The organism is Sinorhizobium sp. NFACC03 (assembly GCF_900103435.1).
Taxonomy (GTDB): Bacteria; Pseudomonadota; Alphaproteobacteria; order Rhizobiales; family Rhizobiaceae; genus Ensifer.
The window spans coordinates 279,904-293,705 of the sequence record NZ_FMXF01000001.1; the positions used below are offsets into that span (position 1 = coordinate 279,904).

At 62.3% G+C, this 13,802-nt stretch carries 12 protein-coding genes; 9 read left to right on the forward strand and 3 right to left on the reverse strand.

What is annotated here, in order from left to right:
* The first annotated feature begins 8 nt into the window (after nt 1–8).
* Complete coding sequence (locus tag BLU35_RS01415; protein ID WP_058320491.1) at nt 9–377, forward strand: hypothetical protein; 369 nt, start codon at nt 9–11, stop codon at nt 375–377.
* Nucleotides 377–943, forward strand: a complete 567-nt coding sequence (locus BLU35_RS01420; protein WP_058325392.1) for a hypothetical protein — start codon at nt 377–379, stop codon at nt 941–943. Before BLU35_RS01415 ends, BLU35_RS01420 begins: the two co-directional genes overlap by 1 nt.
* A gap of 128 nt (nt 944–1,071) precedes the next feature.
* Here the strand turns inward: BLU35_RS01420 and BLU35_RS01425 are convergent, their stop codons facing one another.
* On the reverse strand, nt 1,072–2,061 hold the full coding sequence (locus BLU35_RS01425) for a glycosyltransferase family 2 protein (protein ID WP_057251114.1): 990 nt from the start codon (nt 2,059–2,061) through the stop codon (nt 1,072–1,074).
* Nucleotides 2,062–2,216: 155 nt separating this feature from the next.
* Between BLU35_RS01425 and BLU35_RS01430 the strand changes: the two genes are divergently transcribed.
* Genes BLU35_RS01430 through BLU35_RS01440 form a run of 3 tightly spaced genes read left to right on the forward strand, consistent with a single transcriptional unit; the run spans nt 2,217 to nt 5,157 of the window.
* Nucleotides 2,217–3,455 (forward strand): glycosyltransferase, encoded by a 1,239-nt coding sequence (locus BLU35_RS01430; RefSeq protein ID WP_093231963.1) that lies wholly within the window; start codon nt 2,217–2,219, stop codon nt 3,453–3,455.
* Nucleotides 3,452–4,267 carry a WecB/TagA/CpsF family glycosyltransferase gene (locus BLU35_RS01435; RefSeq protein WP_286161422.1) on the forward strand — a complete coding sequence of 272 codons (816 nt, stop codon included), beginning with the start codon at nt 3,452–3,454 and terminating at the stop codon, nt 4,265–4,267. Before BLU35_RS01430 ends, BLU35_RS01435 begins: the two co-directional genes overlap by 4 nt.
* Nucleotides 4,264–5,157 carry a DUF6492 family protein gene (locus tag BLU35_RS01440; RefSeq protein ID WP_306341281.1) on the forward strand — a complete coding sequence of 298 codons (894 nt, stop codon included), beginning with the start codon at nt 4,264–4,266 and terminating at the stop codon, nt 5,155–5,157. The genes BLU35_RS01435 and BLU35_RS01440 overlap by 4 nt, the downstream gene beginning before the upstream one ends.
* Nucleotides 5,158–5,171: 14 nt before the next feature.
* Here BLU35_RS01440 and BLU35_RS01445 read toward each other — a convergent pair whose 3' ends face one another.
* Nucleotides 5,172–6,437, reverse strand: coding sequence for a lipopolysaccharide biosynthesis protein (locus BLU35_RS01445; RefSeq protein WP_057251040.1), 1,266 nt, complete (start codon nt 6,435–6,437; stop codon nt 5,172–5,174).
* Nucleotides 6,438–6,703: 266 nt separating this feature from the next.
* On the opposite strand from BLU35_RS01445, the gene BLU35_RS01450 reads away from it, so the two are divergent.
* Nucleotides 6,704–8,713 (forward strand): GumC family protein, encoded by a 2,010-nt coding sequence (locus BLU35_RS01450; protein WP_057251038.1) that lies wholly within the window; start codon nt 6,704–6,706, stop codon nt 8,711–8,713.
* Between the two features lie 252 nt (nt 8,714–8,965).
* Entirely contained in the window at nt 8,966–9,865 is a 900-nt protein-coding gene (folD, locus tag BLU35_RS01455) for a bifunctional methylenetetrahydrofolate dehydrogenase/methenyltetrahydrofolate cyclohydrolase FolD (protein ID WP_057251036.1), read from the forward strand.
* 48 nt (nt 9,866–9,913) lie between these two features.
* Here the strand turns inward: folD and BLU35_RS01460 are convergent, their stop codons facing one another.
* Complete coding sequence (locus tag BLU35_RS01460; protein WP_093231964.1) at nt 9,914–10,945, reverse strand: LacI family DNA-binding transcriptional regulator; 1,032 nt, start codon at nt 10,943–10,945, stop codon at nt 9,914–9,916.
* A gap of 292 nt (nt 10,946–11,237) precedes the next feature.
* Here BLU35_RS01460 and BLU35_RS01465 point away from each other — a divergent pair, with 292 nt between their 5' ends.
* Both BLU35_RS01465 and BLU35_RS01470 read left to right on the forward strand, forming a co-directional pair.
* Nucleotides 11,238–12,596, forward strand: coding sequence for an ABC transporter substrate-binding protein (locus BLU35_RS01465; RefSeq protein ID WP_057251032.1), 1,359 nt, complete (start codon nt 11,238–11,240; stop codon nt 12,594–12,596).
* A 192-nt stretch (nt 12,597–12,788) separates the two neighbouring features.
* On the forward strand, nt 12,789–13,802 hold the full coding sequence (locus BLU35_RS01470) for a carbohydrate ABC transporter permease (protein ID WP_093231965.1): 1,014 nt from the start codon (nt 12,789–12,791) through the stop codon (nt 13,800–13,802).

The window sequence follows — 13,802 nt, forward strand, 5'->3', positions numbered from 1 at the left end:
GTTGATTCATGGAAGCTGTGGCATCCAATGACGTCCGGATCCAGAACGTGCTCGGGCGACTGGAAATGATCCTCGACAACGAGAACAGCCGCATCGGTCTCGACCCGGAATTCGACATCAAGACGTCGAACGCGCACAAGAGTCGTTGCCTCTACGAACTGACGATGTTGCATCGCGACATGTTGCCGGGAGAGACGTCGTCGACCTTCTCCTCGCATGCTCGTCACCTGCGTGACAAGCTGGCGATCAACTCGCAGAAGGTGGAAGCGCATCTCGAAGCGGTGCGCTCCGTCGTCGACCTCCTGAAGACGGCTGCACAGGATGCCGATGCGGACGGCATCTATTCCGAAGCGCAGTTCCGCTATAGCGATTTCTGATGCTCAAGCTCATTCTCACCGGGGTCTGGGTCTGCGCGGTCACGCTCGGATCGGTCTATTTTTCGATGCAAAGCGCTTCGGCGCCCGTCGTCACGGACGGCGAGGCAGCTCGTCGCGCGTCGGAACAATATGTTCCCGGTGAGATGATCACCATTCCGGTGATCAAGGAGGGCTCGGTCCAGGGCTATTTCCTCACGAAGCTTTCCTTCTCTGCGACCAAGGAGGGGATCAACAATCTCCGTGCTCCGCTCCGGCAGATGGTCACCGACGTGCTTTACGATCTGCTCGTCGGCTCGAAGTTCATCGACGTTGCCGATACCGGCACCTTCGATCTGCCAACCTTCAAGACCACGGTGAAGGATGGCCTGAACAAGAAGCTCGGTGAAGAGGTGATCACGGAGGTGCTCGTCGAGCAGCTCGAATACCTCACCAAGGACGACGTCAAGCGCGTCGCCAACAGCCAGAACGTGCCGCGGCAGAAGCCGGTTCCAATCGTCGACAAGAACGGCCATGTCGCCAGCGACAAGCTGCCGGAAGGCGCGGTCAAGGCAAGCAGCTCGCATTGACCGGAGAAACGCGAGCGCTTTGTCCGCTCGCTTTCCGACCTCGACCATTTCCTTTTTGACGTCGCGGAATTCCGGGCGGAGGCCGCTCCAGGCTTTTCCTGGATGCGCTCCTGCAAATGCTACTGCCGTCAGTTTTTCTCCGGCGTGCGGTACTGTTCGTTGACGAGGCCAAACTCGGCCATCAACCGGCCGATCGCCACATAGAAATGATAGAGCCCGGCGCTTGCCAGCCCGCTCTTGCTCCAGAGCTCGATGCCGCGTGGGATCGAAGCGCCGAGCAGCGCCAGCGATTTGCCGAAGGTTCGCATCCGCCCGCCGAAACTTGGGTCGCGTCGATGTTCGAGCATCGTCGAGATCGCGCCATTGCGCAGGCTACGCGCCCGGATCCAGGATGCGCTCGTGCGGCGCGCCGGCACGGTTTCGGCGACCCAGGCATCCGCCGCCCAGGCGAAGCAGAAGCCCTGTTCTTTACTGCGGCTGTAGAAATCCGCATCGCCGCCGCCGATAAAGTTGAATGCCGGGTCCAGGAACGGCCGCGGCATCCTGTCGAGCACCGGCCGGGTAACGAGAACGTTGCCGGAGGAATAGAGGATCGGCACCGGTCCGGTCGTGTCATAGTGGGGCGTGAAAACCGGGTGGCGCTTCCACTTCTGCCCGCCGTCGCCCTCGAAGACCGGGAGCTGCGGCCCGCCGACCATGTCGGCGCCCGTCGTTTCCTGTACCGTGATGAGGCAATCGAGCCACTCGGGTGCCGCGACCTCGTCGTCATCGATGATCGCGATCGCCTTGAGGTTCGGATAGGTTTCGAGCGCCATCGACCAGCCGGCATTGTACGCATGGCAGTTGCCACGCTGATGCGCGACGATGACGATCGATTCGGAGGGATGGCCCAGGAAAAAGTCCTTGGCGGCCTGAGCGCCGGCCAATCCTTCATCGTCGTTCTCCACGACGACCGTGGCGAAGGAGACATCAGGCCTCTGGGAAACAATGGTTTTCAGCGACTTGACGACGTGTTCGGGCCGGCGAAACGTCGGCAGCACGACGACGAGTTCGATGTCGCCGGCGTCCTCCAGCTCTGTCCGGAAGTAGACGGAAATGTCCTGGCCGGTCGACGTCATGGCGAAACCTGTGCAAGCAAAATTGATGTGCAATACAACAAATCTTCCTAAACAGATGCTGAACCCGGACGGCAGATTTTGAAAGGGGGCTTTAAGCGCTCTTTCACCCCATGCTGTTAAAGAAGTGCCCAGTTCCATTCATGACGTGTGGCAAAATGCATCTTGTCCTGGTTTCCTCGCTCGTTCCCGTGGCCAATCCGGCGTCCGGCTTCGACATCGCCAACCGGGCCGTGCTCGACGGCCTTCGTGCTCTCGGTCACCGGGTCAGCGTCATCGGTTTTCTCCAGCCGGGACAAACACCCGCGCTGGATTGCGAGATGCACCTCCTCGGCGAGCTCGAGGTTACCAATGCCAAGGTCGGCACGCTTCGGAAACTGCGCTGGCTCGCGACCGCCTTCCTTAACCGCACGTCGGTTTCATCCGGCAAGATGCTTACGGTATCGGCAAACCGGATCCAGTCGATCCTCGACAGCCTGGCCCCGTTCGATGGGTTGGTGCTCAATTCGGTGCAATTGCCGGCCGCCTTCGCGCAGGTCTTCCGACCCTATCCGTCGGTCTATGTCGCCCACAATGTCGAGGCGGATTCCGCCTTCGAGAGTGCCGAGCGGGCAAAGGGCACCATCGAGCGCTTTCTCTTCCGGCGCGAAGCGCAATATCTCGAGCACTACGAGCAGCACCTGGCGCACAATGCGGTTGCTGTCTGGACTTTTGCCGAGGCGGATCGTTTCGGTTTCGGCCGCGCTGTCAGTGAGCGTGCCTTCGTTCTGCCGCTGGTAACGGGCTGGGACGCGCCGGCGGCTCGGACCGGCGAACCTGATCAAGACCTCCAGCACGATCTCGGCCTGATCGGTACATGGAGCTGGCGGCCGAACAGGCTGGGCCTCGACTGGTTCCTCGCCGAGGTCGTCCCGCATTTGCCGGAGGATATGACGATCGCGATCGCCGGGCAGATGGATGGCGTGCCGACGGTCTCCCATCCCGGTGTCCACTTCGTAGGCAGGGTGCCGGACGCGCGCGCCTTCGTCACCGAAAGCGCGGTCGTCCCGCTCATCAGCCGTGGCGGCACCGGCGTGCAGCTGAAGAGCCTCGAGACCTTCGAACTCGGCATGCCCTGCGTCGCGACGCAGGCGTCGTTGCGTGGCATCGAGGCTATCCCCGACAATTGCTCCGCGGCCGATGATCCCTCGGAATTCGCGCGCCTCTTGGTCGACAAGGTTGTCAAGGTGCGGGCCGGCGATCGTCAGCGTCTCGACGGCTCGGTCTTCCACCGTGCCCAGAAAGTGCGGCTGATGCGGGTGATGCGCAATGTGCTGGCGGGCCTTGCGCCTGCGAGCGCAGCGGACGGGCCGTCGCTGCCGCCGGACTTGACGGTTCATGAAGGGGGACGATCGTGACGAAAATCGTTGCCTCAAACAACGCTTCCGTGTCGCGGCGTCTGATCCTCGGAATGCCGGTCGTCGATCTCGGCTGGGCGAAGGCTTTCGCCTTTGCTGCAGAAGCGCTTTCGCGGCCAGGCGGGCAAACGGTCCTCGCCTTCCTCAATGCCAACAATGCCAACCTGATGATGCGCGACGGAGAATACCGTGCGGCACTGGCGCGCCAGGTTGTCTTTCCGGATGGGCACGGCGTCGATATCGCCTCCTATCTTTTTTACGGTCGCATGTTTCCTGCCAATCTGAATGGCACGGACTTCGTGCCGTCACTGCTGACCTATGTCGAAAGGCCGCTGCGCATCGCAATGATCGGCGCGCGGCCGAAGGTACTCGCGCGTGCCGCCGAGAATTTTCAGGCGCATGCGCCGTGGCACGACTTCCTGCCGGTTTCCGATGGTTTTTTCGACCGGGAACGGTCCCGGGAGATTCTCGCTGAAGTCCGTGCGTTGAAGGCCGATATCCTTTTGGTCGCGATGGGCAGTCCGGGCCAGGAGAAATGGGTCGATGCCCATGTCGGCCCCCAGGACGCCCGGCTGGTCATTTCCGTCGGCGCGCTCTTCGACTTCGTCGCGGAGGAGTTTCCGCGGGCGCCAAAATTCCTGCGCCGGCTGCGGCTGGAGTGGTTCTTCCGTCTGGCGATGGAACCGCGGCGCATGTGGCGCCGCTACGTTCTCGGAAACCCGCTTTTCCTGTGCCATGTCCTCTGGCACAAACTGTCTGGACGCTCGCGCGAAACGATCGCCGACACCAACCTTCGAACGGGGACATCGTGAACGGTCCGACCATGCGCACTGCGGTTGTCACAGCGTCCTATGCGAACGATTTCGAGCGTTGCCGGCTCATGTGCGAAAGCATGGACCGCAAGCTTCAGGGCGATTGGAAGCACTATCTGCTGGTCGCCGATTTTGACGTGACGCTCTTTCGGCAACTCGAAGGCGCGCGGCGGGTGGTCGTCAGCGAGGGCGATCTTTTGCCCTGGTGGCTGCATCCGGTTACGGATCCACTATCCGCCGGTCGCAGGAAGGTATGGCTCAGTCCCTTCGGTTTGCCGTTGCGTGGCTGGCATGCGCAGCAGCTTCGTCGCCTGGCGCTCGCGCGGCATATCGACGAGGCGGCGATGTTTGCGGTCGACTCCGACGTCGTGTTCCTGCGTGCCTTCGATCCCGCCAGCCTCTGGCAGGCGGACCGGCTGACGCTCTACCGCAAGGATGGCGCGATCGACGCGCATATGCGCTCCAACCATCTCGAATGGCTCGCCCATTCCGATCGCCTTCTCGGCATCGGCCCCTGTAACCTGCCGGCCAATGACTACATCAACACGCTGATCGCCTGGCGCACGGACACGTGCCGGAAGCTGCTCGACCACATCGAGGCGCAGCACGGCCGCAATTGGGTTCGGGCGATCACGCGGACCCGCGCCTTCTCCGAATGCACGATCTATGGCCGCTTCGTCGACGAGGTACTCGGCGGGGAGGGGCATGTGCCCTCCGATGCCGCGCTCTGTCACGTGCTCTGGTTCGAGGACAGCTACCGGCAGGACCTCTCCGGCCTCAGGGACTTCCTGAAGGATATGGAGCCGCACCAGATCGGCATCGGCGTTCAATCCTTCGTCGGGCACGACCTCGATGACATCCGCAGGGCGGTGGTCGAACTCGCCGCCTGAGGGTTCGACCGGCGTCAGATGACGCGTTCAGCCGGCTTCCGGAGCGCCGTGTAAGTCAGTACGAAGGAGAGGGCGTAGAGCGCGAAGAAGATCGCGTTGAGCGACGGCGCCCAGGCGGTAACATCTGTCGTTGTCCGCAGCAACAGCACCAGCAGAGCCACCTTGACCACGCCGGCGATCAGCAGGTTGAGCATGCGCCGCACCGTCCGGCCCGTCGCATAGAGCAGTTCGGAGTGATACTCGATCAGGTTGCGGAACGAGGGAACGAGAAGGATCATCGCGATGATCGGAGCAGCGGCCGATACGTTGCGGCCGAGGCCGTTCGGGAAGATCCAGAGATAGAGAGCCATGGCCGCCATGGCTGCAAGCGAAGCCAGCGCCACCAGGAGTTCGATCGACAACCTGATCCGCCAGCGCGCGATCGCCTCGGGCGTACGCATGATGCGCTGGACGAGCAGGGTGTTGAACGACCGCACCGGAAGCGCCGTCAGGTCCGCAAGCCGCATCAGGATGGCATAAAGGCCGGAAACCGCCGGACCGCCGATGGCAAGCACGGCGATCTTGTCGAATTCCGACTGAATGTAGAACAGCACCTCGGCACCGGCGACGGAGACGGAATCGGACCAGCGCCGGAAATAGAGCCTGGGCTTCCAGCGCAGCCGGACGCGAGGGTAGAACCACAAAAGCGCCACGACGAGGCCAAGCGCATTCGCAGCCAGGTAGAAATAGGACCAGGCCTCAAGCGTCTTCCAGGATAGGAGAGTAAAGAGCAAGGCAGCGCCGGTGCGGATCGCCGTACCGATCACCACGAGCAGCGCCCCGCGTCCGAAACGGCCAAGGCCATTCAGCACGATGACCGCGGTTTCCAGTCCGCGCCAGCAGATGATTTCCGCCAGCATGAACGCAGAAAAGGCGCTCGCCGTCATGTCCCGGGAAAAAAGGGCGAGGAAGATGATGGCGCAGATGATCGCGATCAGCGGCAGCGAGAGCACCGCACCCACCAGGAAGCCGGCGCTGTAGGTCCCGACCAGCAGGGGCTTTACGGTGGCGACCCGATAGAGCGGCGACATGAAGCCGAAGGCAAGCACGCGCGAGATCATGATGCCGGCTGCTGACGCTGTGGCAAAGAGACCAAAATCGGCGATGACAAGCGTGTTCGCGACGGCGATGAAGTAGACGAGCGACAGCACGAGCCGCCCGGCCGAGCCTCCGGTCATGGAGAGATAGGCGTGGATCAGCGCCTGGTGGCGGAGATAAAGCGCTTTGACGCGATGAGGCACGGCCGACGTTCCAACAGCGCGTCTCCCGGCACGGCCGTTGGAAGCGCTCTATCTCTTTGTTTATGCTGAGTTCCGAGCGCAAGGCGCGTGTCGCATTTGCTGGAACTGCTTTGCTGCCTTCCGTCATAGGCGGGAAAGCTTAATAAGGCGTGAGATTGACCCGTTTGCGTGCGTCGATCCACAGAAATTAACCATTTGTTTTCCATGTTTCCTTAGGTTGGCTTCACTATTCGGAATTCGCCGTCTCGGCAGCCGCGGGATCAGTCATGTTCAACATCGACGACGAGAAACGCCCGGTTCCGCGTGCATCGTTGCTCGATTTCGTAGCCGAGGACACGCGCGGTTCCGCGCGCGCGCAAAAGCCCCGTGTGGCCGGCGCTTCCGCGGCCAATTCTCCTCTGCTCAATCGCCTGTCCGCAGCCGAAGGCCCGACGGGCCAGTCCGGCGCTCGCGAGGCGACCCGTTCGGCGGCGCAACCGACAATAGGCAAGAATGCCTCGAAGGGAACGAGTGGAACGGCCAAGCATCGTCGCGCCCTGAGCGGCATGGGCGACAGGCTGGTACAATGGTTGACCGATAGCCGGGACGATGCCCAGGCGACAGCCGCGCCCGCCACTGACGCACCCGGTGACCGTCCTCTCGTCGACATCAAGACCGTCCTGCGCTCCGTCTGGCAACTGCGCAAGATCATTATTGCGACGACTGCGCTCGGTGCTGTGGGCGGCATACTGCTCGCACTTTCCACACCCAGCGTCTACGTCTCCGAAAGCAAGCTCTACATCGATCCGCGCGAGGTGCGGCTGACGGATTCCGATCTGTCAAAACAATCGCTGGCGACCGAAGGCATTCTCGCGCTCGTCGACAGCCAGCTTGAAGTGCTGCGCTCGCGCACCGTCATGGAGAAGGTTGCAACCGGCCTCGACCTCGAGAAGGATCCGGAATTCGCAGGAAAGGCCGGCGGCGACGCGTCCGCCCGTATGCTGAAGAAGCTGAGCGAGGCCATCCAGGTTTGGCGCGACCCGAAGACCTTCATCGTCACGGTCGAGGCGCAGACGCGCAACCCGGAGAAATCGGCGCTCATCACCAACCGGCTGGTCGAAACTTTTCTCGGTGAAGAAACCGCAGCGCAATCCGGCTTCTTCCAGAAAACAACGGTGGCGCTCGACGTCCGCATCAAGGAATTGAAGGCCGAGCTCGATGCGGCCGAGAAGGCGGTCGAGGACTATAAGGCGAGCTACGACATCGTCGGCGCCGGCGGCGAGCTGATCGCTGACAAGCAGCTCCTGAGCCTCAGCGACCAGGTGGCCGCCGCCCGCAACCGCATCGCCGAAGCAAAAGCGAAAGCGGAAGCCTCCGGCAAGGTGCAGCTGAACGACGTTTTGACCGGGGCCTATCCGGAGGAAATCAGCTCGCTGGCGCTGTCCGAACTGCGCAAGCAATTTGCCGCGACCAGGGCGCAATTGAGTGCGCTTGACGCGAGCCTCGGACCACGCCACCCGCAACGGATCGCCACCCAGCAGGCGCTGGAGGCCTCGCGCTCCGAAATCGGCAATGAACTGCGCCGCATTGCCGCCGCGGCCGGAACCGAGCTTGATCGCGCCCAGCGCACCGAGCAGGACCTGCTGCAGCAGCTTGCGGTGCAGAAGGCGCGGCAGATCGATTCTTCCGCCGAATTCGTCGAACTGCGTGAGCTGCAGCGGAAAGCCGCGGCCACCCGCGCAATTTACGAATCCTTCCTGAAGCGCGCCGGCGAAACGCGCGAAGAGGAAAAGCTGACGGCGAAGAATATCCGGGTGATCTCGAAGGCCGAGCCTGCGCTGCAGGCGAAGGGTCCTTCGCGCAAGATCATCGTGATTGCCGCCACCATGGCCGGCTTCTTCGCCGGCTTCGGCCTCGGCGTTTTGCTCGGCATCTACCGTAGCATGCGCGGTTTGTTTGCCGGCCCTGGTGCAGAGCCGCGGCGCGATCAGGATCCGGAGCCGCCAGAGCCGGAGGGCGATCCCGAACCTTCGCCGCGCAAGCAGCCGCAGGCCGATCCCACTCCTGCCAAGTCCGATCTACCGCCGCCGTTCAGCCCAGCGGCGCATCATGCTCAATCGCTGACAGCCGCCTACGCCGCTGCGCGTCGTGGCGAAGCTGAAGGGGCTATGGTCCGGCGCACGCCACCATACGCGGAAGCGGAGAACGATACCGAAATCGCCAAGGTCCAGGAAGATCTTCGAGCGCTGAGAACCCGCGTCGAACACTACTCCCTTCAAAAGCTGGCACGCGGTTAAGCCATCGCCGACGGGTGGGCTCTATTCCCCGACTGTGCGACGTTGCGATCGCTCTCTCATGATTTTGAGCGAAGCCGTCTCTCCTCTCACCCGTGAAAGGAAATGCCGCGCGGTGGAACGAAACATCCGCCAACCTCGCCGCCGCCTCTTGCATTTATGCGTTTGGAACAGCATAGGGCGCTTTGAGGCCATCGCCTTTTCCCGGGCGAACTAGAGTGTGCCGCGTGAACAGGAAGCCAGGAGGAACATGCCGTGACGACTGTGATTGATGGCAAGAAAGTCGCCGCTTCGGTCATCGAGACTGTGAAGGCCGCGACCAAGGCGCTCGAGACGGATGCCGGTGTTCGCGCAGGCCTTGCCGTCGTGATCGTCGGCGACGATCCGGCAAGCCACGCCTATGTTTCCTCGAAGAGCAAGATGGCCAAGGAGTGCGGCTTCCTGTCGATCCAGCACACACTGTCGGAGGCAACCACGCAGGAAGAACTCGCCGCGCTGGTTGCGGAGCTCAATGCGGATCCCTCCATTCACGGCATCCTCGTGCAGCTGCCGCTGCCGAAGCACCTGAACTCCGAGCCGATCATCCAGTCGATCCTTCCGGAAAAGGACGTCGACGGCCTGCATATCGTCAATGCCGGCAAGCTCGCGACGGGCGATCTCGAAGGCGGTCTCGTCTCCTGCACGCCGGCCGGCGCAATGGTCTTCGTGCGCCAGACCCACGGCGATGACCTCTCGGGGCTGAACGCTGTCGTCATCGGTCGTTCGAACCTCTTCGGCAAGCCGATGTCGGCGCTGCTGCTCGCTGCCAATGCGACCGTGACGACGGCGCATTCGCGCACCAAGGACCTGGCCGCCGTCTGCCGCAATGCGGATATCCTCGTTGCCGCGGTTGGCCGCCCAGAGATGGTGAAGGCTGACTGGGTCAAGCCCGGCGCGACGGTGATCGACGTTGGCATCAACCGCGTGCCGGCGCCGGAAAAGGGCGAGGGCAAATCCAAGCTGGTTGGCGACGTCGCCTTTGCCGAGGCCGCCGAGGTCGCAAGCGTGATTACCCCAGTGCCGGGCGGTGTCGGCCCGATGACCATCGCCATGTTGATGGCGAACACCGTGATTGCCGCTCACCGCAAGGCTGGCCGTAGGCCGCCGCGCTTCTAATTCCTGCTCACATCGAATGACGAGACGCGTCGCGATTGCGGCGCGTTCTCATTTTTGCGGGGCGGGCCCGGTCGAGGCGCGCACGATCAGTTCGGCGCGCCAGAGTTCCTGTTCCGGATAGTCGCCCCGTTTCAGGATGCCGCCGATCAGCCGTGTGGCGATCCGGGCTCCGGCCGCCCTGAGCGACGAGCGCGTCGTCGTCAGCGGTACGCTGAAATTCTCGGGCTTCAGCATCGGCAGCACGTCGTCATGGGCGATCAGCGAGATGTCGTCGCCGATTTTCAAGCCCGCCTGGTTGATCGCCCGGACCGCGCCGAGCGCCAGCACCGTACTGGAGCAGAGCACCGCAGTCGGCGGCTGCGCATGCTGCAGGAAGCGCTGCATGCTGCGGTAGCCGTGCTCGTCGGTCATCAGCGAATGTTCGACCAGCGCCTCGTCGAGCGTGAGGCCGTGTTCGGTAAGCGCCCTGAGCATTCCCTTCTGGCGGCGGATGGAAAAAGTCAGATACTCCGGGCCATTGATCAGCGCGATCCGTTGATGCCCGAGTTGAATGAGAAGTCGCGCCGCATCGTAGAAGGCACTGGTGTTGTCGATGTCGAGGAAGGGGTAGTCGCGGCTTTCGCCGATCGAGCGCCCGTGGACGAGAAACGGGATCGACAGCGACTTCAGCATGGCGATGCGCGGGTCGTTGGCGCGCATATAGGCAAGGAACAGGGCATCGACGTTGCCGCTGGCTGCCAGCCGCCGGAACGTCACTTCCTCGTCCTCCGGCGCACTCGGATTGAGCACGAAATGGAAGTCGTGCTTGACCGCTTCTTCCGCAAGCCCCGCCAGGAACTCGCCAAAGTGCACGTCGGAATCGATACCGGGGGCGATCGGCATGACCATGCCGATGGAGAAGGCTCTGCCGGTGGCCAATCGCTGGGCGGCGCGGTTCGGCCTGTAGCCGGTCTCGCGCACGGCCTGCAGCACGCGCTGACGGGTCTCGGCATTCACTTCCGGATAGCCGTTCAATGCGCGGCTGACCGTCGTCTGGGACAGGCCGAGCAGTTCCGCAAGTTGCTTGAGATTGACCGCCATGGTCAGGATTCCTCCCAAAGCGCTTTGGATATCCGTATGATTTTTGGTGTTTGGTCCCAGCGCCTCGGGTTGGTGTAGCATCCGTTTTTCGAGCAACAAAGCGGAATTCAACCATTGCGCGGTGCAAAACGTTACCGCAAAGCACAAATTCGTCGCATTGAGGACAGGGATGGGAAATCTCTTGACTCCTCGCGTGTCGCAATGGTTTGTTAGCGAACTCAAAGCGCTTTGAATTTTCGCGCATCATCGTCTGCCCGGTGGGATCCGGGTTCATCTTTGGGAGGAGAAGAACGTGAAGAGATCATTGCTGTTGGGCGTGGCGGCGTTTGCCCTGTTGGCAGGTGCTGCCGGCGCCGCTGACCTCAAGTTCAAGCCGGGCGAGGATTCGAAGTTCAACTGGGCGAGCTTCGAGGAGTTCAAGAAGGGTCATGACCTCAAGGGCCAGACGCTGACGATCTTCGGCCCCTGGCGCGGTGAGGACGAGGCGCTGTTCAAGAGCGTCTATGCCTACTTCACCGAAGCGACGGGCGCCGAGATCAAATATTCGTCCTCGGAAAACTATGAGCAGCAGATCGTCATCGACACCCAGGCCGGCAGCCCGGCCGAAATCTCGGTCCTCCCGCAGCCGGGTCTGATCGGCGATCTCGCCTCCAAGGGTTACCTGACGCCGCTCGGCGACGACACCCAGAAGTGGCTGCTCGACAACTACGCCGCCGGCCAGTCCTGGGTCGATCTTTCGACCTACAAGGGCAAGGACGGCAATGCCGCGCTCTATGCATTTCCCTACAAGATCGACGTGAAGTCGCTCGTCTGGTACTCGCCCGAAAACTTCGAGGACGCCGGCTACGAAGTGCCGAAGACCATGGAAGAGCTGAAGGCGCTGACCGAGAAGATCGCCGCTGACGGCGGCAAGCCATGGTGCATCGGCCTCGGCTCGGGCGGCGCGACCGGCTGGCCGGCGACCGACTGGGTGGAAGACATGATGCTGCGCACCCAGCCGGCTGATGTCTACGACAAGTGGGTCAAGAACGAGATTCCCTTCACCGATCCGGCTGTCGTTGGGGCGATCGACGAGTTCGGCTGGTTTGCCAAGAACGACAAGTTCGTCGATGGCGGCGCTGCAGCCGTTGCCTCCACCGACTTCCGCGACAGCCCGAAGGGCCTCTTTGCCTCGCCGCCGAAGTGCTACCTGCACCACCAGGCGTCGTTCATTCCGTCCTTCTTCCCTGAGGGCACCAAGATCGGCGAGGACGCCGACTTCTTCTACATGCCGCCCTACGAGAGCAAGAAGGAGCTCGGCAATCCGGTGCTCGGCGCCGGTACGCTGGCGATGATCACCAAGGACACGCCGGCCGCGCGCGCCTTCATCGAATTCCTGAAGACGCCGATCGCCCATGAAGTCTGGATGGCGCAGACGAGCTTCCTCACGCCGTACAAGAGCGTCAACGTCGACACCTACGGCAACCCGCCGCTGAAGAAGCAGGGCGAGATCCTGCTCAACGCCACCACCTTCCGCTTCGACGGTTCCGACCTGATGCCGGGCAAGATCGGCGCGGGCGCGTTCTGGACCGGGATGGTCGATTTCGTCGGCGGCAAGTCGTCGGCAGATGTCGCGGATGGCGTGCAGAAGGCGTGGGACGCCATCAAGTAAGAACCGGATGACGGGTGGCGGCGATGCCGCCCGTTGCCGATCCGGGTTCGCTGCAGAGGCGGGCAGAGGAAAAGTGTATGCGGTTTTCCGCTCGCTTCCCGCCTTCGTCTATGAGAAGTGGCGCACCCCAATGAGAACGGCGACAATCGCCAGCCCTGCACGCGACCGTGCACCGAGGGGGAGGGACATGTCATGTTGTTTCAGCTTTTGAAGGCTGCAGGGTTCATGTTGGGCGGGGTCATCGGCTGCGCCGCCTATTTCTGGGGAACCAGTTTCATTCTCGACCTGATGTTCCCGTCGAAGGGAAAATCAGGTGCCGTCGCGTCAAGAAATCTGCGTATCACCAACGCCATCCGTCCGTGGTTGTTTCTGGGACCGGCGCTCCTTGCGCTGACAGTGTATCTTATCTATCCCGTCTTCATGTCGCTCTGGTACAGCGTCCATGATCGCGCCGGACAGAACTTCGTCGGCGTCAGCAACTATGCCTGGATGGTCAACGACGGTGAGTTCCGCCAGTCGATCTACAATAATTTCCTCTGGCTGCTGGTCGTTCCAGCGCTCGCGACCTTCTTCGGCCTGGTCATCGCAGCACTCACCGACCGCATCTGGTGGGGCAACATCGCCAAGACGCTGATCTTCATGCCGATGGCGATCTCGTTCGTCGGTGCCGCGGTCATCTGGAAGTTCATCTACGATTTCCGTCCCGAAGGCGCAGAGCAGATCGGCCTCCTGAACGCCATCGTCGTCGCCTTCGGCGGCGCGCCGCAGGCCTGGATCACGCTGCCCTTCTGGAACAATTTCTTCCTGATGGCGATCCTCGTCTGGATCCAGACGGGCTTTGCGATGGTCATCCTGTCCGCTGCCCTTCGCGGCATCCCTGAGGAAACGATCGAAGCCGCTGTCATCGACGGCGCCAATGGCTGGCAGATCTTCTTCAAGATCATGGTGCCGCAGATCTGGGGCACGATCGCCGTCGTCTGGACGACCATCACCATTCTCGTGCTGAAGGTCTTCGACATCGTGCTGGCGATGACCAACGGCCAATGGCAGAGCCAGGTGCTCGCCAACCTCATGTTCGACTGGATGTTCCGCGGGGGCGGCGACTTTGGCCGCGGTGCGGCGATCGCCGTCGTCATCATGATCCTCGTCATTCCGATCATGGTCTGGAACATCCGCAATGCGGCCAAGGAAATGAAGGGGCACTGA

Coding starts and splice junctions, on each gene's coding strand:
- BLU35_RS01430 (WP_093231963.1), top strand. CDS start 2,217: ATGCATCTTGTCCTGGTTTCCTCGCTCGTTCCCGTGGCCAATCCGGCG.
- BLU35_RS01420 (WP_058325392.1), top strand. CDS start 377: ATGCTCAAGCTCATTCTCACCGGGGTCTGGGTCTGCGCGGTCACGCTC.
- BLU35_RS01470 (WP_093231965.1), top strand. CDS start 12,789: ATGTTGTTTCAGCTTTTGAAGGCTGCAGGGTTCATGTTGGGCGGGGTC.
- BLU35_RS01415 (WP_058320491.1), top strand. CDS start 9: ATGGAAGCTGTGGCATCCAATGACGTCCGGATCCAGAACGTGCTCGGG.
- BLU35_RS01425 (WP_057251114.1), bottom strand. CDS start 2,061: ATGACGTCGACCGGCCAGGACATTTCCGTCTACTTCCGGACAGAGCTG.
- BLU35_RS01450 (WP_057251038.1), top strand. CDS start 6,704: ATGTTCAACATCGACGACGAGAAACGCCCGGTTCCGCGTGCATCGTTG.
- BLU35_RS01460 (WP_093231964.1), bottom strand. CDS start 10,945: ATGGCGGTCAATCTCAAGCAACTTGCGGAACTGCTCGGCCTGTCCCAG.